Origin of the sequence: Noviluteimonas lactosilytica, from assembly GCF_020866925.1 — a bacterium.
GTDB classification, from domain to species: Bacteria; Pseudomonadota; Gammaproteobacteria; order Xanthomonadales; family Xanthomonadaceae; genus Noviluteimonas; species Noviluteimonas lactosilytica.
Genome location: NZ_JAJGAK010000001.1, coordinates 125,403 through 148,350, shown reverse-complemented (window position 1 = coordinate 148,350; position 22,948 = coordinate 125,403). Strand labels below are relative to the sequence as shown.

The window sequence follows — 22,948 nt, the reverse complement described above, 5'->3', positions numbered from 1 at the left end:
GGAGGGCGGCAGGAATGGGGCGGGGAGCTTACAAGCGCGCCGTAGACCGCGACGAAGCGTCGGAGATGCTCGGCGTCTTGCGGCCTGCCGCCCGGTCGGATTCCGAGCCATTCGATTTAGTTTCTTGACCGACAGGTCGCCGGAACGTTGTTCATGGGCGCAAATGAGGATGAGGATTCATGCACGTTAGGGAAAGCACCATCGAGCAGGAGCTGATCGAAAAGCTCGGCGACCTCAAGTACACCTTGCGCCCGGACATTCGCGACCGAGCCTCGTTGGAGCGCAACTTCCGCGATAAATTTCAAGCTCTTAACCGGGTCACCCTGACGGACGCCGAATTTCAACGCCTATTGGAGGAGATTGTCACTCCCAACGTGTTCAAAGCTGCGCATACGCTGCGCCACCGCAATGCTTTCACGCGCGACGATGGCACGCCGTTGAACTACACGCTGGTCAATATCACTGATTGGTGCAAAAACACGTTTGAAGTCGCCAGTCAGTTGCGCATCAACACCGACAATAGTCACCACCGCTACGACGTAATCCTGTTGATCAATGGCGTCCCTGCCGTCCAGATCGAATTAAAGACGCTTGGCATAACCCCGCGCCGCGCAATTGAACAGGTCGTCGAGTACAAGAACGATGCTGGCAATGGCTACAGCCGCACGCTGCTGTGCTTTATCCAGCTGTTTATCGTCAGCAACCGTGACTTTACCTATTATTTCGCGAACAACAACGCGCGCCACTTCGCGTTCAATGCTGATGAGCGCTTCCTGCCCATCTACCAGTTCGCCTCGCCGGACAACAGCAAGATCAACGGCATCGACGCATTCGCTGATGCGTTCCTGGCGAAATGTACGTTAGGGCAAATGATCAGCCGCTACATGGTTCTCGTGGCCAGTGAGCAGAAGCTGCTGATGATGCGGCCGTATCAGATCTACGCGGTCAAGAATATCGTCGAGTGCATCGATACTAACCTTGGCAACGGCTATATCTGGCACACGACCGGCAGTGGCAAGACCCTCACCAGCTTCAAAGCATCCACCTTGCTCAAGGCCAATCCGGCCATCGAGAAGTGCCTGTTCGTGGTAGATCGCAAGGACTTGGATCGACAGACCCGAGAAGAGTTTAATCGCTTCCAAGAAGGGTGCGTCGAGGAGAACACAAACACCGACTCCCTAGTGCGGCGTCTCACCTCGGACGACTTCGCCGACAAAGTGATCGTCACCACCATCCAGAAGCTCGGTCGCGCACTAGACTCCTCGCGCGCCGACTACCGCCAGAAGTTGGAGCCGCTGCGTGACAAGCGCATTGTGTTCATCTTCGATGAGTGCCACCGATCGCAGTTCGGTGAGAATCACCAGGCCATCAAGGCCTTCTTTCCCAAGGCCCAACTCTTTGGGTTTACTGGCACACCGATTTTTGAGCAGAACGCCAGCTACAAGCGCATCGAGGGAGACGAGCAGACTCTCAAGACCACCGAAGATTTGTTTCAAAAGTCTCTGCACGAATACACCATCACCCACGCCATCGAGGATCGCAACGTTCTGCGGTTCCATGTCGATTACTACAAGCCGGACGGAAAGCACGTAGCCAAGCCTGGTGAACTGGTAGCCAAGAGGGCCGTAGTCGAGGCGATTCTCAGTAAGCACGATGCGGCCACTGGTGGGCGCCGCTTCAACGCGATCCTCGCCACAGCTTCGATCAATGACGCCATTGAGTACCATCAGCTCTTCGAGCAGGCACAGGCAGGCAGGCAGAAAGTTGACCCTGAGTGGTCGCCGCTCAAAATTGCAGCCGTGTTTTCCCCTCCGGCCGACGTCGGCGCCGATGTCAAGCAGTTGCAAGAAGACCTTCCTCAGGAACAGGAAGACAACAAGAAGGACCCAGAGGGCAAGAAGGCTGCTTTAAAAGCCATCATCGCCCGCTACAACACTCGCTTTCGCACGAATCACCGTATCGAGGAATTCGATGCGTACTACCAGGACGTGCAGCAGCGTATCAAGGATCAACAATTCCCAAATGCTGATCTGCCCATGAAGGGTGGCGAGAAGGTGGACGTAGTGATTGTGGTGGACATGCTACTCACCGGCTTCGACAGCAAGTTTCTTAATACCCTGTACGTTGATAAGAACCTCAAGCACCACGGTCTTATCCAGGCCTTCAGCCGAACCAATCGCGTACTCAACGACACCAAGCCTTACGGCAACATTCTCGACTTTCGCGGCCAACAGGACGAGGTAGACGCTGCAATTGCACTTTTCTCTGGGGCCAAGGCTGATAAAGCGCGGGAAATCTGGCTCGTAGACACGGCGCCTGTGGTCATCGAGAAGTTCAAGGTAGCCCGAGCCAACCTCGATACCTTCATGCAGTCGCAGGGCCTCTCTGGCAAGCCCGATGACATCGCCAACCTCAAGGGCGACGCCGCTCGTGCCGCCTTCGTCGAACACTTCAAGCAGGTGCAAAAGCTCAAGACCCAGCTTGACCAGTACACCGATCTGAGTGCGGAACAGGCCCAGACCATCGATCGCATCTTGCCGCGCGATGTCCTCAACTCATTCCGCGGCGCGTACCTAGAAACTGCTCAGCGACTCCGCGCGCAGCAGGACAAGCCGGGCGAGTCCAAGAACGATCACATTGATCAGCTCGATTTCGAGTTTGTGTTGTTCGCGTCCAGCACGATTGACTATGACTACATCATGAAGTTGATTGCCGAGTACTCCTCGAAGACGCCTGGCAAGGCCACTATGAGTCGCGAGCAGCTGATAGGTCTAATCGCCGGCGACGCCAAGTTCATGGACGAGCGAGAGGACATCAGTGAGTACGTTCGCAGCCTGAAAGCCGGCGAAGGCTTGAGTGAGCGTGACATCCGCCTCGGGTATCGGGATTTCAAGGCCGACAAGGCAGCTCGCGAGCTGTCTGTCCTGTCGGAAAGGCACGGCTTGCCCGCAGGCGCGTTGGAGGCTTTCGTGGAGACCATACTTACTCGCCGCATCTTCGACGGCGAGCAGCTCACAGAATTGCTGGCGCCGCTCAATCTGGGATGGAAGGCGCGCACCGAGAAAGAACTGGCGCTAATGGGCGAGCTGCTGCCACTGCTGAAGAGGCGCTCGGGCGCGCGGGAGATCGCAGGTCTCAAGGTGTATGAGGACTAGGGATGGCGAACGAACCGAAGAAGACGGCTACACCAGGTCTGCGCTTTCCCGAGTTTCGGCGGGCCAAACCCTGGGAAACAAAAAAGCTTAGCGATTTGCTCGTCGAGCAGAAGAAGCGGAACAAGAGCCTAAAGTTCGGACCGCAAGATGTTTTGTCGGTTTCTGGTGAGCATGGATGCGTCAACCAAATCGAGCTTCTCGGTCGTTCATACGCGGGCGTAAGCGTAGAAAACTACCGCGTCGTGGATACCGGCGATATCGTTTATACGAAGAGCCCGCTCAAGAAGAATCCGTTTGGAATTATCAAAGAAAACAAGGGCCGCCCTGGAATTGTTTCCACGCTTTACGCCGTGTACCGCGCGACGGCCTCTGGGCATCCTGCGTTCTTGGACCACTACTTCTCGCGAGACTACAACCTGAATAGTTATTTGCAGCCGATCGTCAGAAAGGGCGCAAAGAACGACATGAAGGTCAACAACGTCGTCGTGCTGAGCGGCGACGTTCTCGCTCCTCAGGTCGACGAGCAAAAGAGAATCGCAGATTGCCTGACGTCGCTTGACAACGTAATCGCCATTCAAGGGCGAAAGGTGAAGGTATTGAAGGCCCACAAGCGGGGCCTTATTCAGCAGCTATTTCCCCGCGAAGGTGAAACTCAGCCGCGTCTTCGGTTTCCAGAATTTTCCGACGCGCCAGAATGGGCGCCTCAGAGTTTGGAGCAGCTTGTTGAGTTTAGGTCGGGTGGTACGCCGTCGAAGGAGAATCCCGACTTCTGGAACGGCACCATTCCGTGGGTCTCTGCCAAGGACATGAAGACCTTCTTGCTCAACGACACGCAAGATCACATTTCCACCAGTGCAGTCGAAGCCGGCGCCAAGCTCGCGCCAGCGCGTGCGATCTTGATCCTCACTCGCGGGATGACGCTTCTCAAGGACGTCCCAATCTGCGTCTTGCTTCGAGAGATGAGCTTCAATCAGGATTTGAAAGCCCTCCGCGTGAAGCCGACGAGCGATGGGCGGTTCATCGCCTTCATGCTGATTGCGAGTAAGGCGCGACTTTTGAGGCTGGTAGATATTGCGGGACATGGTACCGGCAAGCTCGATACCGACAAGTTGAAGGCGATGGAGTTCTTCCTTCCCGGCCGCAACGAGCAAGAACGGATCGCGGATTGCCTCTTGTCAGTCGACGCCCAGATTGCTGCCGAGTCCGACCAGCTTGCGGCGTTGAAAGTGCACAAGCAGGCGTTGATTCAACAACTGTTTCCTTCGTTGGAGTCTCGCTAGACATGGACGTTGCGTCTTTCTCCGATTTGCCTACGCTTGCGCAGCGTGTGCGAGAGGACCTGGATAAGAAGAAGTTTGTTTTGCTTCACGCTTACAACGGCGTAGGAAAGACGCGTTTGTCTGGCGCTTTTCGCGATTTGGGGCGCGCGGTGAACGCCGATGGGGAAACGACACGGCGAGATACGCTTTACTTCAATGCGTACACCGAAGACCTATTTTCTTGGGATAACGATCTTACTTACGAGAAGAAGCGAGTGCTTCAGCTCAATTCTGACTCGAAGTTCTTCGCAGGGCTTCGCGATCTGGAAATGGAAGTGAAGATCGGAAAGTTGTTGGAGCGCTATGCCGACTTCAACTTTTACATTGACTACGATCGCCGCGAGCCCTCGGATTCCCCAGATGAGCCTGGCGATCCGCTTCCTCCCGCGGTGACGTTCTTTCGTGATCGTGAGGAGAACGGCGACCCGATCCCGATAAAGGTTTCGCGTGGTGAGGAAAACATCTTTATCTGGTGTTTCTTTCTGGCAATCGTGCAGTTGGTGCTAGACGGTGCAGAAGCCTACAGGTGGGTGAAGTTTGTCTATATCGACGACCCGATCTCGTCGCTGGACGAGCATAACGCCATCGTCGTGGCCAACCACCTGATCCAGTTGTATAGGGAGGCGGAAAAGGTCGAGGTCGGGACTGTCATCTCCACCCATCACAATCTCTTTTTCAACGTGCTGCACTATGAGTTAAAGAACTACTTCAAAGGGAAGGCGTCGCAGTACGTGCTTGGCAGGGAGCGGCTGACTAATCGATATGACTTGCGCCAACAGCTCGGAGACACCCCCGCCTTTCATCATGTAGCAGCGCTCGTCGAGCTCGACAAGGTTGCGCGGGGGCAAGCGATTCAAACCCATCATTTCAATATGCTGCGTGCTGTTCTTGAGAAGACGGCGCTCTTTCACGGCTACACGCACTTCGGCGCCTGCATCAAGAAGGACCCTGGTGACGCTGATGGCGTCTTGCATCAGCGATTCGTTGATCTTCTTAGTCATGGAAAGTACTCGCTCTACGAGCCTGTCGAAATGGGAGACGAAACTAAGAGGTTCTTCCGCAAGATCGTGCGGGACTTTCTCGATCGCTACCCGTACAACAAGGCGCTATTCCCCGCTGACCCCATCGCTGACGCAGACCCGGCACAATGAACGATAAAGACCAGAAAGAACTCGGAAAGACTCTATGGTCCATCGCTGACCAGCTGCGCGGCGCGATGAATGCGGATGACTTCCGCGACTATATGTTGTCGTTTTTGTTCCTGCGTTATCTCTCGGATAATTACGAAGCGGCGGCGAGGAAGGAGCTGGGGTCGGACTACCCAAATCTGGTCAACGGCGAGGCCACCACTCCGCTGCAACTTTGGTATGCGCAGAACGAAGGTGATGTGCCGCAGTTCGAGCAGCAGATGCGCCGCAAAGTGCATTATGTGATTAAGCCCGACTACCTGTGGGGCCACATCGTATTTCTTGCGAAATCGCAGAGCGACGAGCTGCTTAATACCCTTCAAAGAGGGTTCAAGTACATCGAGGAAGACTCGTTCGAGAGCAAGTTTCAAGGCCTTTTCTCGGAAATCAACCTGGCGTCGGACAAGCTGGGGCGAAAGTATTCAGACCGCAACGCGAAGCTGTGCGCGGTTATCAGCGATATCGCCGGTGGCATGGCGTTGTTCTCTACAGACAGCGATACGCTGGGCGATGCGTATGAGTATCTAATCGGTCAGTTCGCCGCTGGATCAGGCAAGAAGGCTGGCGAGTTTTATACCCCGCAGCAGATTTCAAATGTCCTCTCCGCAATCGTCACGCTGGACAGCCAAGAGCCGTCCACCGGGCCACGCAGCAAGCTGGAAAGCGTGTTCGACTTTGCGTGTGGCTCCGGATCGCTATTGCTCAACATCCGCCATCGCATGAAAGAAAGCGGCGGAACGATCGGAAAAATCTACGGCCAAGAGTACAACGTAACTACTTACAACCTGGCGCGCATGAACATGCTGCTGCATGGGGTGAAGGACACCGAGTTTGAAATCTGGCATGGAGACACCCTAGCAAACGACTGGGATTGGCTGCGTGAGACCAACCCTGCAAAGAGGCCGCAGTTCGACGCCGTAGTGGCCAACCCTCCCTTTAGCTACCGCTGGGAGCCAGGCGAGGCGATGGCGCAGGACATGCGATTTAAGAATCACGGCGTGGCACCGAAGAGCGCCGCCGACTTCGCCTTCTTGCTGCATGGGCTGCACTACCTGAAGGACGACGGCGTGATGGCAATCATCCTGCCGCACGGCGTGCTGTTTCGCGGCGGAAAAGAAGCGGATATCCGCACCAAGCTGATCACCGACGGACATATCGATACTGTAATTGGCCTGCCAGCTAACTTGTTTTACTCCACCGGCATCCCGGTCTGCATCCTAGTGCTAAAGAAGTGCAAGAAGCCGGACGACATCCTGTTTATCAATGCCGCGGAGCACTTCATCAAGGGAACCCGACAGAATCAGCTAGGGCGGGAGCATATCGCCAAGATCATTGAGACGTACCGGCAACGCCCAGAGAGTCCTGTCGAAAGGTATGCTCGGCGCGTGCCGATGCAGGAGATCATCGACAATGACTACAACCTCAACATCTCGCGCTATGTCAGCACTTCTGAAGCGGAGAAGGAGATTCAGCTCAGCGCAGTGCACGCCAAGTTGGAGGCAATCCAACTGGAAATCGTCGAAGCGAAGCAGCATTACAACGCGTTTCTTGCGGAGCTTGGCGTTGAGCCATTGCCTTGAGCCGTCACCAATCTGCTTGTTGCAATGAACCGCCGCAACACGCGGTGAGCCTGCGGAGAAGTTGGGCAGGAAGGGCGCGGCGAGTCTGCGATAGCGCATCTCGCGATTCAAGGTAAGCGGAGGGGAAGGCGAAGAAGCGGCTTGGCGGACGACGCTTCGCAAAGCCGGCCGCCTGGCGGGTGAGGGTTGCTTGCGCGTACACGTCATTGAGCTGTGCATGTGGTCCCACATTTCGCGAACGTGGTTAGGGCTCCCCCGCTAGAAGCCCCCCCGGTTTCCGGTGGTTTCAAGGTAGCCCCCCCCAGGAATGGGGCCCCACAACGATGATCGCCTGCGCAGCAAAGGAACTAGGTGCCTATCGATTTCGCGCGGCGCGGATGCGAGGCAGATTGAACGCGACCTTTGCCTTGCCCTTCGACGTTCGTGGGCCGGTTGAGCAGCCGCCGTGCCATTTGCATCGTCGCTTACCAGGGATGCTGGGGGCCTCGCACGGGAGGCCGTCGCACCGCCGACGGCCTCCGCAGGGGACCTTGACGCGGTGCGACTCTGGCTCGACGTCATCACCACCAAAGTTAATCGCGCGCGTCATGCGGGAGCTCCAACAGGTGACAACGACCATCGAGTGACAGTTCGCCCGGCTCGGGTCCGAAGTGCCAGATCGTCGGGGATGCCGAAGCGCCGCGGCCGAGGGGGCGCCGCGTCATGCGGGATCGATCGCGTGCTCGCGACGTGTGTGCCGCTTCCAGCAACTGAGCTCGCAACGTGTTCACCTGCGCGTTGAGGTCGCAGATTTGGCGGTTGAGCTCCTTGGCCAGTGCGACCAATTCGGACGCTTTGATTTCGGTGGTCATTCTGCATCTCCTTGACTAAGCACGGGTGGGGCCGAGGTCATCGGCAACAGCAGGGCACACAAAACGGGTAGGACGCTCGCGCACATGGGCGAGAAACTGGGTGCTTCTTTGGTCGAACCACAGCGCGAAGGTCGGCTCGCACTCACCGTTGCGCTGCTTGTCGAACAACAGCAGCGCGTCGGGCTTGCCCAGCACGTCCTCCTCCGGCTCCTCACGCTTGAGCCGCGCCTTCTTGATCGCCCGTTCCTTAGGCTTGTTGCGCCACCACACCGCGCAGGTATCGACCATGTCGGTGATGCCGCCGCTGCCTTTGGCGTCGAGCTTGCCGCCAGGCTTGTCCTCGGTTTCGCCCTTGCGCATGTGGTGCACGAGCGCCACATGCACGCTGTACTCCTTCGCGAAGTCGGTCAGGCGGTCCACGAAGCGCTTCTGGCCGCTGTAGTCGTCTTCGTCGAAGCCGCACTTGGCCAGGTTATCGATCAGGAAGAACTGCACGCCGTAGCGACGCGCGGCATAGGCAAATACTTCCAGAATCACGTCCACCTTCGCCGTGCCGGTTGTGTCGAACACCCACAGCTTGTCGTGGAACCAGTGAGCAACGTGGCGCACGTAGCCGGCCGTCGGCTGCTCGGTAGCCGTGGCCTGCCGGACCATGCGCTTGAGCCATTTCACCGGCTTGAACTCCATGCTCGCCACGCAACAACGGTAGTCCTGCACAAGCGCGCCCAGCGTTACTTGGCCCATGCCCTGCGACTTGCCGTGACCGTTCACACCGAGCCAGATCGACACTTCCTCGGGACGCAGCACCACCTGATCGCCGGCCTTTTGCCAAGGCAACCGGATGCCGGCTTCCTGTCCGACTGCGGCGGCGAACTCCTCAACGAGCGCGTCGGCAAACTCCGAGGCCTGCCGCAACTGTTCCGGGTCAAGCGTGCGGCTCGCCGACAGCGCGGCCACGATCTCGTCGCGAGGAATCTGATCCATCAAGCATGCGTTCGCATCTTTGCGGGGCAGGGTGACGAGTCGGCAGCGCTCCCGGCCCAGACGTTTGACGATTTCGGCCGTGGCCTGCTGGCCCGCCAGATCGTCGTCCAGCGCCAGGAACAGCGTGTCGAACTGCGACAGCCGATCAAACTCGCTCTCGATCCAGCGCGCCTGCTTTGCTCCGTTTCCGCCGCCGAAGGGCACGGACAGCGCCGGCACGCCGTACTCGGCGAAGGCGAGTGCATCCATTTCGCCCTCGCACAGCACGACGCTTCGCTCACGTCCCGTCAGCGCCTGCCAGCCGAATAGGCACGGCTCGCAGTCGGCGTCGACGAAGAACTCCTTCGCGGGCACCTTGCGGTACTTCGCTGCCACCAGTTCGCCACCGCGCAGGTAGGGGAACATCAGCGCGCCCTTGCGGCTGGCGAGCTTGAATCGGACTGCCGTCTCCGGACTGATCTTGCGCACCGTCGAAAGCCACTCGGCAATCTGCGGAGGCAGCGAAGACACGCCTTCGCGCGATGGACGGCGATAACTTCGACCCGGGTTTTCAATCCGGTGTTCGCGTAGCCCGAGGTATGCGTGCACCTGCGCGATGGCCTGAGTCAGCGTGAGTCCGCGCACACCGGCCCAGAGGTCCAGCAGATCGCCTGATTCGCCGGTGGCGAAATCCGCCCACACCCCGGCCTTGCTGCCGCCCAGGTGCACCTTGAGGCTCGCCCCCGCTTCGCCACCGAGCGAGCCGACGCACCACTCTCGGCCCTGTCGCGCGCCTTCCGGTAGCAGCATCGCCGCCACATCCTCGGCGCGTTGCGCCAGCATGGTTGCCAGGTCCGCCGCGCGCATTACTGCGCCCCCGCGAACACGTCACCGCTAACGGCTCCGCGCATGCCGCGCGGTGCGTTCGCGTTGCGAATCCAGTTGCGCCACGTCGCCAGCCAGTCGGCCTTGCGGCCCTTCGCTCCGGCGATCCCGCGCCAGTAGTCCGCGAAGCGCTCGCCCTCGACGCCGATGTCCAGCTCGGGACGTTCGGCCTGCGCCCATTCCCGCCAGTCGTCCGGCAAGGACCAATCGGTCGGCAGGCGCGAGCCGGTAGGCGATGCGCAAAGCTCCTGCTCTTGCTTCTTTCTTATCTCCTCTTCTCTTTTCTCCTCTAGCGTGACCGCGCGTGACGATTCGTGACCGTGCGTGACGCTCCCCTCGTCGCGGCGTTCGCGCTCCCGCTGGACGCGCTTGCGCTCCATCGCCGACGCATCTTCGCGCACGGGCTGGCGGGTCTTCCACGCGGTCAGGGCGCCCCCGGCGTGCGTCTTGCCGGCCATCGCTTCGCGGATCGCGCAAACCTCCGCCTCGTCCATATCCAGGCCGGCGGCCACGTCCTCATCGACCCACGTAGCGATGCTTCCGCGCGGTGTTGCTTGCGAGGCGCACTCCAACATCGCCGCCCACACCGCGACGACGTGACCAACCGTGACCTTGCGTGACAACGTGCGGCCGGCACGCGCGGCGACGGCCTGCCACTTGGGGTCGTTGACCGTGCCGTGGTGCCAGCGGAACCAGTGCTCGGTGGCCATCAGAGCGCCTTCAGCCGCAGGAGCCGGAATGCGAGCGACACCGGCCATGCAGGAATCCGGTGATCGCAACGAGCCGCGACCAATTTCACCTTCGCCAGGGTCCGGAGCCGGGTCATTGAACACCCCCGGGGGAATCGTCTTCCCCAACGAGGCTCAAATCCTGGTTGCCCAGCAACTTGATCTGCGTGCACGTCGAGTCAAGAGTCTGCGGCGGTCGCAAACGCTGGCGCGCCGGTCCGGACTTCTTGCGATTCGGCGCGCGCCGGCGGCGCAGGTAGCCGCGTGCGAAAAGGCGGGCGACTTCGGCGAGTAGCATCAGTCGCATCAGATCGTGGAGGTCATCGAGATCGCGCCGGGCGGTCATTCGGCCCCCCTTCGGCGAGGCGGCCTCGGAGGAAGCAACGGAGGCGACCGAACTCGGGGACGCGGCGTCGCGTTCGGCGACTCGTTCGGCAATGAACAAGTCGACCTCAGACTCGAGCCAGCCGACGGCGGAGCACGCCAGGCGAAGCTGGCGAGGGAAGGCGCCTTCGGCAATCAGCGCGTACAACTGGCTGCGGGACAATTTCGTCCGCGCGAGCACTTCGGGAAGCTTGAGGATGGTGCTGGGCATGTCCCGCGCTCCTAGGCGTTTGGAAGACATGCCCTCGCAGAATACGCGGGGAGTTTCAGGGTGGAAGCTTTTTAAAAATTCCCCGTTTTCGACACGCCCTTGCCAGCCTTACCACCTTTGCGGCCGCCAGCGACCTTCTGTTGGCGGACGCCCGCGATCCGCTCCGCGCGATCGAGTTTCGAGCGCAGCAAAGTAATTTCGCGTTGGAGGTCGGCGCGATCGCGATTCGATTCGGCCAACTCGTGTTGCATCCGCTTGATGAACGTCGCCGATTCCGCGTCGAGGCTCGTTGCCGTCGCCGACGCCACCGCATTCACCGTTGCGTCTCCCAACGTCACCGAGACCGTCCCTGTCCTCGTGTGCAGGTGCAGCGACGCACGGATGTCGTCGAATCGGGCTTGACGATTCCAGTCGTCCTGAGCGACTACCCACGACGCGAACGGTCGCCACTCGAAGCGCTGCGGATGTTGCTGCGACATCGACAGTGCGCCGGCGCGAACGTGGTCGGCGATACGCTTCCTCACCCGATCGGCCGCGTAGGTGTGCTGCTGGGGCGAGTGCCCCGCGCGCAATCGCTGCGCGACGATGAGCACGCACTGCGACTTCAAGAGCTGAGCGTCGGGGGCGAGTTTCCGAACCTCGACCAACGGCTTCATTGCATACGAGACTCGCGGCACGCCGGACTCCTGCTCCACTGGTGTTGAGCACACCGTAGAGCATTCGAACCCCGATGAAAATCCGTACACCGATCCGTACAAAAGCAAAGGCCACCGCGACGGGTGGCCTAAGTACTTGATTTTATGGTGGGCGGTGCAGGGTTCGAACCTGCGACCCTTGCCGTGTGAAGGCAATGCTCTACCGCTGAGCTAACCGCCCGGTCGTGCTGTGCCGCTTGAGGCGGTGCAGGCGCGGCATTCTACGGAAGCGCGGCCATTCGGGCAACGGGTCTTCACAACCACCGCCGCGTGCGTTCACAGAACGAGACATACAGCCCCGGGAAGCGGCGGTGGAGGATGTATTCCTCCGGCAGGATCTGCAGGCGCGTGATGTAGGCGACGAACAGCGGCACCGCGAGCCAGGCGCCGGGGCGGTCGACGAACACGACCCACGCGGTCAGCAGCACGGCCTGGCCGAGATACATCGGGTTGCGGGTCCAGCGGTACAGGCCGGTGGTGACCAGCGTGCTCGCGTTCTCGGGCGAGAGCGGGTTGACCGTCGTCTCGGCGCGGTCGAAGGCGAACTTCGGCGCGAGGTTCAGGTACAGGCCCGCGGCGATCAGCAGCACGATGATCGCGCCCTGGAAGGGCGGTTCGATCGGGCGGCCCGGCAATCCATGGCCGAGCATCCATGCGATCGCCATGCAGGCGAGCAGCACGACGAGGGGCGGTACCTTGGTTTCGAGTTTGTTGAGCATGGGTTACTCGATCTGGTCGCGCGCCCACGCGGCGTCGAGCGCTTCCATGGCGTCTTTCGGTTTGCACTTCGCGGCTTTCTCGTACGCGCCCGCGGCCTTGTCTTCGCCTTTCTCGCCCTGCAGCAGCAGGATGAGGTTCCCGTGTTCGACGTGTGCGATCGGTGAGTCGGGCGTCAGCTTCAGCGCGGTCTTGATGTGCGATTCGGCCTCGCTGGCCTTCGCGCCGTAGGTGAGGCCGCCGATCATCGCGCCGATCTTGCCGATGATCTCGGCGTGGTAGAGCGCGAGGGCGGTGTGGGCTTCGGCGTGTTTCGGCGCGCGTTCCAGTGCGTTGTCGAGCGAGGTGCGCACCTTGCCGGCGATGCCTTGCTTCAGCGCCTTGGCGATCGACAGCGATTGGCTGTAGCGGCCGAGGGCGAAGGCGTGGCGGTAGTGGCTGTTCGCTTCGTCGGGGAGGGCCTTGATGGCGGCTTCGGCGAGTTGCGCGCCTTGTTCGAAGCGTTTCTGTTTTTCGGCTTCGCCGTCGACGAGGTAGGTCGCGTGGATGCCGATGGCCTTCACCGCGACGGAAGCGCCGATGGGGCCGAGTTTTTCGCCGGCTTCGAACGCGGCCTGGAAGTCGCCGCGATGGAAGGCGCGCCAGGCGTCCTGCAGGGCGGCGGCGAGGGCGTCGGCGTCGAGCTTGGGCGCGGTCTTGCCGGCGGCCTTGAGCAGCGCGGCGGCGTGCTTCGCATCGGGGAACGGCTCGGCGTCGCCCGCATGCAGCTGCGGCCAGGCCTTCTTCAACGCATCGCCGGCGTAGGCGAATCCTTTCGAATCAAGAGGGAAGGGCGCCCATTTCGACTTGGCCATGCGTGCCTCGGGGGTTGAGGGAAGCGGCAGCATCCCGCCGCCGGGTGGTCTTCGCAAGTTACTTGCATCGGCCGTGGTGTGATTGCTCGACACGCAGACCGGCACGCTGCGCGGCCAGCAGTCGAAGGAGGCACGCATGTCCAGGGAAACCACGTTCCGCCACGTCTGGCTCGCTGGGTTGGGCGTGTTCGCGCGCTTCCGCCGCTCGGTCGATCGCATCGCCGGGCGCACGCCGATCGCGGAGGAGCCGCCGGTGGAGCCGCCGTTCGTGACGACGCAGAAGGTGGCGAAGCGCAGTGCGCATTCGTCGGGGTCGAGGAAGGCGGGGGAGCGGGATGCGCAGCGGAGGATTGCCGGCAAAGGTCGCTGACGCATTAGGCGGGAAACGGGAAACAAAGAGCGGGAAACGGGAGAGAAAACCTTGCTTCGGCCGATGGACTATCGGCCGAAGCGAAGTCCTCTCTCCCGTTTCCCGTTTCCCGCTTTTCGTTTCCCGTTTCCCTTTTGCTCAGTCGATGTACGCCCGAGTGAGTGTGTTGAGATGCACCCGCTCCGCATCGCGCAGGAACGGCGCGAGCAACATCATGACCTGCACGATGCCTGCGCGAATCGACTGCTGTTCGTCCTTGTCGCCGCGCGCGCTCGCGTAGTTCAGCCAGAATGTCGCGATCACGAGGACGTTCGTCGCCGCGGCGTCGAGTTCGTCGGCCGAAGCACGCATCACGCCGGCCTGCGAGAGGCCGCGCATCACGTCGTGGGCCTGTTCGTCCGCGCGGCGCAGGATGCGCGCGAAGCGGATGCGCAGGCGGCGGTTGCGGCTGAGGATGTTCGCGAGGTCGCGATACAGAAAGCGGTAGTCCCAGATGCACTCGAACACCAGGTGCAACTGCAGCCAGATGTCTTCGAGGCCGGGCAGGCGGTCGGCGGGTGCGCCGAGGGCGGCATCGATGCGCTCTTCGTAACGGCCGAAGAGGTGCTCGATGATGTCGTCCTTGTTGCGGAAGTGGTAGTACAGGTTGCCCGGGCTGATCTCCAGCTCGTCGGCGATGTGGTTCGTCGTGACGTTGGGCTCGCCCTGCGCGTTGAACATCGCGAGCGACGCATCGAGGATGCGTTGTCGGGTTTGCCTGGCCATGCGCGGGGCGCCGCGCTTACGCGGTGAGCTTCTTCACGAGGTCGATGTACTTCTGCATCGCCTCGTCCTGCGAGGTGCCCTTCAACTTGGCCCACGCTTCGTACTTGGCGGTGCCGACGAAATCGAAGAACCCCGGCTTCGGGCCGGTGACGTCGCCTTCGGCGCCCTGCTTGTAGAAGGCGTACAGGCGCAGCAGCGTGTCGTTGTCGGGGCGCTCGGACAGGCCCTGGACATCCTTGGCGGCCTGCTCGAAACGGGCTTTCAGGTCGGACATGCGCGGCGCTCCCTTGGCGGCAGGCGGGCATCACAGCACGCGTTGTCGACGTTTTCAATACGCGGGGGAATTGTGGCCGCGGCCCGCCTCTGGCAACGTTGATGGCAGGACATCGGGGAGCATGCTGCACATGACGTATTTCGTTACCGGAGCCACGGGCTTCCTCGGTCGCCACCTGGTCGGCAACCTGCTCAAGCGCAAGGGCCCGATCCACGTGCTGGTGCGCAAGGATTCGCGCAAGAAGTTCGACGCGATCGCCGCGAAAATGGGCTGGGACATGAAGCGCGTGGTCGTCGTCGAAGGCGACATGGCCGCGCCGAAGTGCGGGCTGTCCGCCGCGCAGTTGCGCGCGCTCAACGGCAAGGTGAAGCACTTCTTCCACCTCGCCGCGATCTACGACCTGACCGCGAAGGCCGAGGCGCAGCGCGTCGCCAACGTCGACGGCACGCAGAACGCGCTCGACCTCGCCGCCGCGATCGGCGCCGGCTGCTTCCACCACACCTCGTCGATCGCCGCCGCCGGCCTGTATCCGGGCGTGTGGCGCGAGGACATGTTCGACGAAGCCGAAGGCCTCGACGATCCGTACCTGCGCACCAAGCACGACTCCGAAGGCCTCGTGCGCAAGGAAAAGCGCATCAAGTGGCGCATCTACCGCCCGGGCATGGTCGTCGGTCACTCGAAGACCGGCGAGATGGACAAGATCGACGGCCCGTACTACTTCTTCACCTTCATCAAGAAGCTGCGCGAAATGCTGCCGCAGTGGATGCCGATGCTGGGTCTTGAAGGCGGGCGCATCAACCTGGTGCCGGTGGACTTCGTGGTCGACGCCATGGACCACATCGCGCACAAGCCGAAGCTCGACGGACACACGTTCCACCTGACGGATCCGGAACCGATGCGTGTCGGCGAAGTGCTCAACGCGTTCGCGCGCGCCGGCCACGCACCCGAAATGACGATGCGCATCGACGCACGCATGTTCGCGTTCGTGCCGGGCGGCGTGCGCATGGCGGTGGGCAACCTGCCGCCGGTGCGGCGCTTCATCGGCATGCTGCTGCGCGACTTCCGCATTCCGAAGGAAACGCTGAAGTTCATCACCTATCCCACGCGCTTCGACAATCGCGAAGCCGAGCGCGCGCTCAAGGGCAGCGGCATCCACGTGCCGAAGCTCGACACCTACGCGTGGCGCCTGTGGGATTACTGGGAACGCCATCTGGATCCGGACCTGTTCGTCGACCGCTCGCTGAAGGGCAAGGTGCGCAACAAGGTCGTGGTGATCACGGGCGGTTCGTCGGGCATCGGCCTGTCGACCGCGCAGCGCGTGGCCGAAGCCGGCGCGATCACGGTCATCGTGGCGCGCGGCGAGGCCGAGTTGTTCAAGGCGCGCGACGAGATGAAGGCGAAGGGCGGCAAGGTGTTCGCCTACACGGCGGACCTCGCCGACATGGGCGACTGCGATCGCCTGATCAAGACGGTGCTCGAGGAACACGGCCACGTCGACGTGCTGATGAACAACGCGGGGCGTTCGATCCGGCGTTCGATCGAGTTGTCGTACGACCGCTTCCATGACTTCGAACGCACGATGCAGCTGAACTACTTCGGCTCGCTGCGCCTGATCATGGGCTTCCTGCCGGGGATGACCCATCGCCGCCGCGGCCACATCATCAACATCTCGTCGATCGGCGTGCTGGCGAACTCGCCGCGCTTCTCCGCCTACGTCGCATCGAAGGCGGCGCTCGACGCGTTCTCACGCTGCGCGCAGGGCGAGTTGTCGGGCAAGGGCATCGCGTTCACCACGATCAACATGCCGCTGGTGAAGACGCCGATGATTGCGCCGACCAAGATGTACGACAGTGTGCCGACGCTGACGCCCGAAGAAGCCGCGGACCTGTGCGTGAAGGCGATCATCGAACGCCCGAGCCGCATCGCCACGCGCCTGGGCATCTTCGCCTCGGTGATCAACGCACTGGCCCCGAAGGCCTACGAAGTCGTCATGAACACCGCGTTCGAACTGTTCCCCGATTCGGCCGCCGCGAAGGGCGACAAGAAAGCGCTCAAGGGCGAAGTCGAACCGAGCGGCGAGCAGATCGCGTTCGCCGCATTGATGCGCGGCGTGCACTGGTAAGCAGGAGCAAAAAGGGGGTCAGAGCACTATTTCGCCAAGCGAAATAGTGCTCTGACCCCCTTTTTTTTCATTAGTAGGTTGCGCACTGCTTGAAGCGCGACATCTGCTCGCTGTTCTCCGGCGGCTGCAAATGCACGCGCGCCGTGCGCAACGTGTCGTACCGCATCAGTACCGTGCAGATCTCGTCGAAGCGTTGCGTCGAGGTTTCGTCGACCTGCACCAGCAGCGTGGACTTCGTCGACCACACCGCGCGATAGATGCCGGTCAGCGAGGCGACGCGGCGCACGACTTCGGCGCGTTGCAGGTCTTCTTCTTCCGGCGTGATCGGGATGACGAGGGTGGTCGCGGGGTTCGCGACCTGCGGCTTCGCGGCAGTCGCGCCCGCGACGGTCGCCGGCGATGCAGCAGCAGGCGATGCACCAGCGGTGGATGGGCCAGCAATCGCAGGCGCCGCAACGGCCTGTGTCGCTTTCGGCTTCAGCACGCTCAAATCGGCTTGCGGCGGCGGCGCTTCGCCCGCCGCGAACCAGCCGACGATCAACCCGACGACCAGCGCGCCGAACCACGCGATGCCCACGTGGCGTTTCGCTTTCTGCGCAGCGTCGCGGCGCACGTCCTCGCCCAGGCTCTGCGGGAGCAGCGGCGCGACCTCGGGCCACAACGCGTTGCCGTCGATGAGTTCGACGCGCGCTTCCTCGGCGTGCTTGCGTGCGTCGGGATCGATCGAGCCCGGCGTGACGAGTACGCCGCTGCGTGCGCCCTGGAACTTCATCGCCGCGACGAACTCGCCCACCGTCTGCCTGGTCAGGCGATACGCCGAACCATGCTTGGCGCCGAGCAACGCGCGTTCGCCGTTGCGCGACAGGAGGAATTCGGTTTGCTGGCCGCGGTCGGCGTCGTCGTCGGCGGTGAGCACGTCGTATCCGCGATGGCGCATCGCATCGAGGATGAAGTGCGAGAACTCGCGCCAGCGCATCGCCGACAGCGCGCGCACGCCGTTGAGCGCTTCGTCCTGGCGGCGGCGGATCGTCCAGAAATACAGCGTGCCGAGCGTTCCGAGCACGGCAGCGACGAGCAGGGCCACCAAAATCGAACGCACGTCGAACATGCAGGGTCTTTGCCGGCCGAATCGGGACCGCGACTATACGCCAGCCCCCATGCCCGCTTGTGCAACGGACGGCAAACAACAAGAAGCCCGCCAGTCCGAAACCGTCAGGGGAGGGGAGCGACGGGAGAGCTCGGGACTGGCGGGCCGTAAGTTGTTCCGCCGCGGGCGGCGGGTGGAGCCGGGATCAGGCGACGGGCTGCTTCTTCGTCGCCTTCTTGCGTGCGTGCTTGGCCGGGGCTTTCTTCGCGGGCGCGGCGGACGTCGTGGTGCGACGCGCCGGACCGACGCGGCGAAGCTCAGCCGTGAGCGCATCGACGCGATCGGCGAGCGCGGCGAGGTCGTCGCGGCCCGGCACGCCGAGCTTCACGAGCGCACGCTGCACGCGATCTTCGAACACCTTCTCGAGCTTGTCCCACGTGTCGACGGCGCGTTCACGCGCAACGCCCACGCGGCTTTCGACGGCGTCGCGCACGACGTCGGCGCGGTTGCCGGCGATCTTGCGCGCGGTCTGCTCGAAGTTGAGGCCTTCCTTCACCAGGCCTTCGAACAGGCGCGTGCCCTCGGCCTGCGCACGCCCGAAGGCGCCGACGCCGGCGAGCCAGATCTGCTGCGCCGACTCGCTGATGGACTTCGACAGACGATCGGCCTGCTCCTGCGCAGCCGCGTTGGCGGCGGCCGACTTGCGGGCGGAGGACTTCTTCGCGGCGGTCTTCTTCAGCTTGGCCATGGCGGATGCCTTTGGAGGATTGCTTCCGAGAATCGGGCCGCCGTCTAGAGCAAAAAAACAAAAACAGGGGTCAAAGCAAAAACAGGGGTCAGAGCACAATTTCCAGCTCTCTGAAATTGTGCTCTGACCCCTGTTTTTGCCCCTGTTTTTGCTCCTAGCGCCGGGCGGCGATGAAGTGGTCGACTTCGTCGAGTGCGCGGCGCAGGCGCGCGGTGGTTTCGGTCGCGCGCGGCTGCTTCGGCAGGCCGTCGAGGATCGAGCGCGCGGGATCGGCGAGCACGTCTTCGCGCAGCGACAGGCCGTGCGCTTCGAGCACCTGGCGCAGGTCGTCGGCGCGCTTGCGCAGGTCGTCGAGCGTGTTGCGGAACGCGAGTTCGCACACGCGGCGGCGCGCGGCGAAGCTGAAGACGTTCGTGAAGAACAATTCGCCGTCGTCGCTGTTGGGTTCGAACACGAGCTGGTCGATGTTCGGATAGGTGTTCGCGTAACGCTGCAGGCCGACCTGCATGCGCGACTGCAGCAGCGTGCGGAACGTCTGCGACAGCACGACGGGCAGGCCGCCTTCCGACAGGCGCTGGTCGATGCCTTCGGGCGTGCTGCGCGCGTTGCTCGAATCGAACGGCACCAGCGGATTGACGCCGATCAGCAGGTCGACGCCGCGTTCGAGCAGCAACGACGCGTGCATCGTGCGACGCAGCGCGCCGTCGACGAAATGCTTGCCGCGCACTTCCACCGGCGCGTACAGGCCCGGCAACGCGGCGCTGGCCTGCACGGCGCGCGAGATCGGCACGTCGTCCCAACCTTCGCCGCCGAAGCGCACGACCTTGCCGCTGTCAAGTTCGACCGCGACCACGTACAGCGGCGCGGCGAGTTCGCGGAAGTCGTTGCTGCGGCCGCGGCGCGAGAACACGTCGCGCAGGAAGCGTTCGATCTCGGTGCTGTCGAACAGGCCCGTCGGCACGAGCCCGCCGAAGCGGTTGATCGCATCGGACCAGCGCGAATCGCCACGACTGAAGATCAGGTCGCGCCACCATTCCATCGCCAGGCGCGGCGCACCCGCGGCGCGACGCATGTACTCGAAGAACGCGGGGCGCAGGAACGTCTCCGGGCGGAACTGGACGTCGTCGCTGTCGCCGGTGATGAAGATGCGGCACATCTCCGCCGTGTCCATGCGGTTGGCCAGGCCCGCGGCGAGGAAGGCGCCGGAGCTCACGCCGACGTACGAATCCAGGCGGGTCAGGTCGAGCCCGTCGATCGCCTCGTCGAGCGCGCGCAGGGCGCCGAGTTCGTACATGCCGCCGATGGGGCCGCCGCCGGCGACCGCCAGGCCGATGCGGGGGGTGGAGGGGGTCGGGCGTTGGCGGGCGGTGTGGAGGGAGAGCATCGCGGCGAGTTTAGCGGGAGGGCATGAAGAGCGGGAAACGGGAAACAAGGAGCGGGAAACGGGAAACAAAGAGCGGGAGAGAGGGCCCCACCTCGGCCGAAAGTCCATCGGCCGAAGCGTTGGCCTGCCTCCCGTTTCCCGCTTTTCGTTTCCCGTTTCCCGCTCTTATGCTTCCCCCCATGTCGCGCCACGCCGACGTCGTCCATCGCCTGCAACGCCGGCTGGCCTGCCACCAGGCCTTGCAGGACCCCGTGCGCGAACCCCGCAACGGGCTGCGCTGGTTGCCGGAACTGCGGCGGTGGCAGACGGCGCGGCTGGAGCGCAGCTTCAAGCGCTTCCTCGACGACCCGCGGCGTGCGGCGGCGGCGCGCTTCTTCCTCACCGACGTGTACGGTGATCGCGACTTCAGCCAGCGCGACGCCGACATCGCGCGCGTGCTGCCGACGATGCAACGCCTGCTGCCGTCGTCGTTGCTGTCGACGGTCGCCGACGGGATCGCGCTCGGCGCGCTAACGCATGCGCTCGACCTGCGCATGGCCGAAGCGCTCGGCCAACTGTCGCCGAACGGGCGCAAGCTGGATGCCGCGCGCTACGGGGAGGCCTATCGCCTCGTGGGCAAACCGTTGTTGCGCGAACGCCAGATCGCGCTGATCCACGACGTCGGCCACGGCCTCGGCGGCGCGTTGCGCCTGCCCGGGATCACGGCATTGCTGCGCATGTCGCGCGGGCCCGCGCACGCGGCGGGGCTGGCGGAGTTGCAGGGGTTCCTCGAGCGCGGGGTCGCGGCGTTCAAGCAGTTGGGCGACGTCGAGGCGTTCCTCGCGGAGATCCAGCGCGTCGAACGCGAAGTGGCCGCGCGCCTGGTCGCCGACGCGCCGGATCCCTTCGGCGTCTAGCGAGCCGATCAGCCGAAGCGTTCGGACAGCACGCGCCGGATTTCCTGTTCGATCGACCCCTTCATCGCCGACAACAGGAACCCGAGCTGCGCGGTGACATGCAGTTCGTTCGGCGCAAGCGCGATGTGGCCGTCGACGCCCGAGCGCGTGAAATGCAGCGTGTCGCCTTCCCATCGGCTCTGCATGCCGAAGCGGGCGTCCAGCTTGTCTGCGACCTCCTGCACCGCCGTGCGCGCCTTGGCCGCGGTCAGGGAATGCGGGTGGTGGATGTCGATGCGGGACATGGGCGAGAGGCTCGAATGGAAGACAAGGCGCAATGCTAACGCGGCCGCATGCTAGATTTCTTCGCGGTGGATACCCTCAGATTGCGCTTTCCCGACTCGAACCAGGCCGACGTTGCGGTCGGTCCGGGCCTGCACGGCATCGGCCGCAACGCCGATGGCGCGCTCGCGCCCGTGTCCGACGGCGCGCGCATGCTCGCGCAGTTGTGCATCGATCGCCGCGGCACGTGGCTGAAACTCGGCGAGAACGTGCGCACCGTGCACGTCAACGGGCGCCCGGTGAAGCACATGGCGATGTTGCGCATCGGCGATGCGATCTACATCGACGGCCGCGAACTGTTGCTGCTCGGCGCGCAGCGCGAACCCGACACGTTGCCCGCACCCGGCGGCGAAGGCGGCGATGCGCGCGTGTTGCTGCGCGGCGTCGGCGGCCAGTACCACGGACGCGGCTTCACGCTCGATCGCCCGCGCCTGGTCGGTCGCGGGCTGGAATGCGACATCCGCATCGACGATCCCGCCTTCCCCGAACGCCACGCGCGCATCGACGTGCAGCAAGGCCTCGTGGTGATGCGCGGCATGGCCGACGCCGAGCCGAGCCAGGTCAACGGCGAGGCCGCGCGCGACGCGGTGCTGCGCACGGGCGACCAGATCGTGTTCGACGCGCACCATCGCTTCGTCGTCGAATCGCCCGGGCGCCCGAACGTCCTGCACGATGCGATGGCGCCGGCCTTGCCCGACGACATCGACCTCGAACACTCCGACGCCCCGATCCGCGCGCCGAACATCCGCCGCAACGCGACGCGCCGCCTGCCGTGGCTGCTGTTCGCCGCGTTGCTGCTGGCGGCCGCGCTCAGCGCGATCCTGCTGTTCGGTTCGCCGGGCTGACCGCGAGCGCCGCGTTGCGCCGCCGCCCGGCGACGTACTTCCACAGTCGCCACCCGAGCAACACCGCGAGGATCCCCGCATACAGCGCGGGCTCGCGGATGTCGGACTTCACCAGCCACCAGAAATGCAGCACGGCGAGCACGCCGACCGCATAGACGAGCTTGTGAAGGCGCACCCAGTTGCGGCCCAGGCGCTTGATCCAGCCCTTCGTCGACGTGATCGCGAGCGGCACCAGCAGCAGCCACGCCGCGAAGCCGACGGTGATGTAGGGCCGCTTCACGATCTCCTCGAAGATCTGCGTCCAGTAGCCGCGCAGGTCGAGCACGAGGAACGCCGAGAAGTGCAGGCACGCGTAAAAGAACGCATACAACCCGAGCATGCGCCGGAAACGCACCAGCACCGATTGCCCGGTGAGTTGCCGCAGCGGCGTGATCGCCAGCGCGATCATCAAAAAGCGCAGCGCCCACAGGCCGAGGAAGTGTTCGATCTCCGCGACCGGATCCGCGCCGAGGCCGCTGCCGGTCTGCGCGACTTCGCGGATCTTCCAGCCGATCCAGGCGGCGGGGACGAGTGCGAGCGCATGCACGATCCCCTTGGCGATGGCCAC

The 22,948-nt window shown here is 63.0% G+C and carries 23 protein-coding genes and 1 tRNA gene; 8 read left to right on the top strand and 16 right to left on the bottom strand.

Features of this window, described 5'->3' with window-relative positions; translation table 11 throughout:
- Positions 1–179 precede the first annotated feature (179 nt).
- Genes LK996_RS00740 through LK996_RS00725 form a run of 4 tightly spaced genes read left to right on the top strand, consistent with a single transcriptional unit; the run spans position 180 to position 7,241 of the window.
- Positions 180–3,155, top strand: a complete 2,976-nt coding sequence (locus LK996_RS00740) for a type I restriction endonuclease subunit R (protein ID WP_230525264.1) — start codon at positions 180–182, stop codon at positions 3,153–3,155.
- Positions 3,156–3,157: 2 nt separating this feature from the next.
- Positions 3,158–4,435 (top strand): restriction endonuclease subunit S, encoded by a 1,278-nt coding sequence (locus LK996_RS00735; protein ID WP_230525263.1) that lies wholly within the window; start codon positions 3,158–3,160, stop codon positions 4,433–4,435.
- Between the two features lie 2 nt (positions 4,436–4,437).
- Positions 4,438–5,625: an AAA family ATPase gene (locus LK996_RS00730; RefSeq protein ID WP_230525262.1), complete on the top strand. Its 1,188-nt coding sequence runs from the start codon at positions 4,438–4,440 to the stop codon at positions 5,623–5,625.
- The gene (locus LK996_RS00725; RefSeq protein WP_230525261.1) at positions 5,622–7,241 is read left to right on the top strand and encodes a type I restriction-modification system subunit M; all 1,620 of its coding nucleotides are present in this window, start codon (positions 5,622–5,624) and stop codon (positions 7,239–7,241) included. The genes LK996_RS00730 and LK996_RS00725 overlap by 4 nt, the downstream gene beginning before the upstream one ends.
- A gap of 355 nt (positions 7,242–7,596) precedes the next feature.
- Here LK996_RS00725 and LK996_RS16720 read toward each other — a convergent pair whose 3' ends face one another.
- From LK996_RS16720 to LK996_RS00685, 9 genes are all read right to left on the bottom strand, one after another.
- Positions 7,597–7,830: an HGGxSTG domain-containing protein gene (locus LK996_RS16720; protein WP_425493689.1), complete on the bottom strand. Its 234-nt coding sequence runs from the start codon at positions 7,828–7,830 to the stop codon at positions 7,597–7,599.
- Positions 7,814–8,092, bottom strand: a complete 279-nt coding sequence (locus LK996_RS00720) for a hypothetical protein (RefSeq protein WP_230525260.1) — start codon at positions 8,090–8,092, stop codon at positions 7,814–7,816. The genes LK996_RS16720 and LK996_RS00720 overlap by 17 nt, the downstream gene beginning before the upstream one ends.
- 15 nt (positions 8,093–8,107) lie before the next feature.
- Complete coding sequence (locus LK996_RS00715) at positions 8,108–9,898, bottom strand: toprim domain-containing protein (RefSeq protein ID WP_230525259.1); 1,791 nt, start codon at positions 9,896–9,898, stop codon at positions 8,108–8,110.
- Between the two features lie 23 nt (positions 9,899–9,921).
- Complete coding sequence (locus tag LK996_RS00710) at positions 9,922–10,650, bottom strand: hypothetical protein (protein WP_230525258.1); 729 nt, start codon at positions 10,648–10,650, stop codon at positions 9,922–9,924.
- 112 nt (positions 10,651–10,762) lie between these two features.
- Positions 10,763–11,263 carry a helix-turn-helix transcriptional regulator gene (locus LK996_RS00705; RefSeq protein ID WP_230525257.1) on the bottom strand — a complete coding sequence of 167 codons (501 nt, stop codon included), beginning with the start codon at positions 11,261–11,263 and terminating at the stop codon, positions 10,763–10,765.
- A gap of 71 nt (positions 11,264–11,334) precedes the next feature.
- Entirely contained in the window at positions 11,335–11,919 is a 585-nt protein-coding gene (locus LK996_RS00700) for a hypothetical protein (protein WP_230525256.1), read from the bottom strand.
- A gap of 145 nt (positions 11,920–12,064) precedes the next feature.
- Positions 12,065–12,139: transfer RNA gene (locus tag LK996_RS00695), tRNA-Val, on the bottom strand.
- A gap of 73 nt (positions 12,140–12,212) precedes the next feature.
- Positions 12,213–12,677 (bottom strand): methyltransferase family protein, encoded by a 465-nt coding sequence (locus LK996_RS00690; RefSeq protein WP_230525255.1) that lies wholly within the window; start codon positions 12,675–12,677, stop codon positions 12,213–12,215.
- Between the two features lie 3 nt (positions 12,678–12,680).
- On the bottom strand, positions 12,681–13,529 hold the full coding sequence (locus tag LK996_RS00685) for a hypothetical protein (protein WP_230525254.1): 849 nt from the start codon (positions 13,527–13,529) through the stop codon (positions 12,681–12,683).
- Positions 13,530–13,665: 136 nt separating this feature from the next.
- Here LK996_RS00685 and LK996_RS00680 point away from each other — a divergent pair, with 136 nt between their 5' ends.
- Positions 13,666–13,899: a hypothetical protein gene (locus LK996_RS00680; RefSeq protein WP_230525253.1), complete on the top strand. Its 234-nt coding sequence runs from the start codon at positions 13,666–13,668 to the stop codon at positions 13,897–13,899.
- A 138-nt stretch (positions 13,900–14,037) separates the two neighbouring features.
- Here LK996_RS00680 and LK996_RS00675 read toward each other — a convergent pair whose 3' ends face one another.
- The gene (locus LK996_RS00675; protein ID WP_230525252.1) at positions 14,038–14,664 is read right to left on the bottom strand and encodes a TetR/AcrR family transcriptional regulator; all 627 of its coding nucleotides are present in this window, start codon (positions 14,662–14,664) and stop codon (positions 14,038–14,040) included.
- Positions 14,665–14,680: 16 nt separating this feature from the next.
- Positions 14,681–14,938: an acyl-CoA-binding protein gene (locus LK996_RS00670; RefSeq protein ID WP_230525251.1), complete on the bottom strand. Its 258-nt coding sequence runs from the start codon at positions 14,936–14,938 to the stop codon at positions 14,681–14,683.
- A 130-nt stretch (positions 14,939–15,068) separates the two neighbouring features.
- On the opposite strand from LK996_RS00670, the gene LK996_RS00665 reads away from it, so the two are divergent.
- On the top strand, positions 15,069–17,060 hold the full coding sequence (locus tag LK996_RS00665) for an SDR family oxidoreductase (RefSeq protein ID WP_230525250.1): 1,992 nt from the start codon (positions 15,069–15,071) through the stop codon (positions 17,058–17,060).
- Positions 17,061–17,130: 70 nt separating this feature from the next.
- On the opposite strand, the gene LK996_RS00660 is transcribed toward LK996_RS00665, so the two are convergent.
- The 3 genes from LK996_RS00660 to LK996_RS00650 all read right to left on the bottom strand — a co-directional run bounded on the left by LK996_RS00660 (position 17,131) and on the right by LK996_RS00650 (position 20,279).
- Positions 17,131–18,159, bottom strand: a complete 1,029-nt coding sequence (locus LK996_RS00660; protein ID WP_230525249.1) for a restriction endonuclease — start codon at positions 18,157–18,159, stop codon at positions 17,131–17,133.
- A gap of 193 nt (positions 18,160–18,352) precedes the next feature.
- Positions 18,353–18,895, bottom strand: coding sequence for a phasin family protein (locus LK996_RS00655; protein WP_230525248.1), 543 nt, complete (start codon positions 18,893–18,895; stop codon positions 18,353–18,355).
- Positions 18,896–19,049: 154 nt separating this feature from the next.
- A complete protein-coding gene (locus LK996_RS00650) occupies positions 19,050–20,279 on the bottom strand; it encodes a patatin-like phospholipase family protein (RefSeq protein ID WP_230525247.1) in 1,230 nt (409 codons plus the stop codon).
- A 179-nt stretch (positions 20,280–20,458) separates the two neighbouring features.
- Between LK996_RS00650 and LK996_RS00645 the strand changes: the two genes are divergently transcribed.
- On the top strand, positions 20,459–21,175 hold the full coding sequence (locus tag LK996_RS00645; protein ID WP_230525246.1) for a DUF8198 family protein: 717 nt from the start codon (positions 20,459–20,461) through the stop codon (positions 21,173–21,175).
- Positions 21,176–21,183: 8 nt separating this feature from the next.
- On the opposite strand, the gene LK996_RS00640 is transcribed toward LK996_RS00645, so the two are convergent.
- Positions 21,184–21,459, bottom strand: coding sequence for a polyhydroxyalkanoic acid system family protein (locus LK996_RS00640; protein ID WP_230525245.1), 276 nt, complete (start codon positions 21,457–21,459; stop codon positions 21,184–21,186).
- A gap of 66 nt (positions 21,460–21,525) precedes the next feature.
- On the opposite strand from LK996_RS00640, the gene LK996_RS00635 reads away from it, so the two are divergent.
- Positions 21,526–22,341, top strand: coding sequence for an FHA domain-containing protein (locus tag LK996_RS00635; RefSeq protein ID WP_230525244.1), 816 nt, complete (start codon positions 21,526–21,528; stop codon positions 22,339–22,341).
- On the opposite strand, the gene msrQ is transcribed toward LK996_RS00635, so the two are convergent.
- Positions 22,307–22,948, bottom strand: a complete 642-nt coding sequence (msrQ, locus tag LK996_RS00630; RefSeq protein ID WP_230525243.1) for a protein-methionine-sulfoxide reductase heme-binding subunit MsrQ — start codon at positions 22,946–22,948, stop codon at positions 22,307–22,309. The genes LK996_RS00635 and msrQ overlap by 35 nt on opposite strands.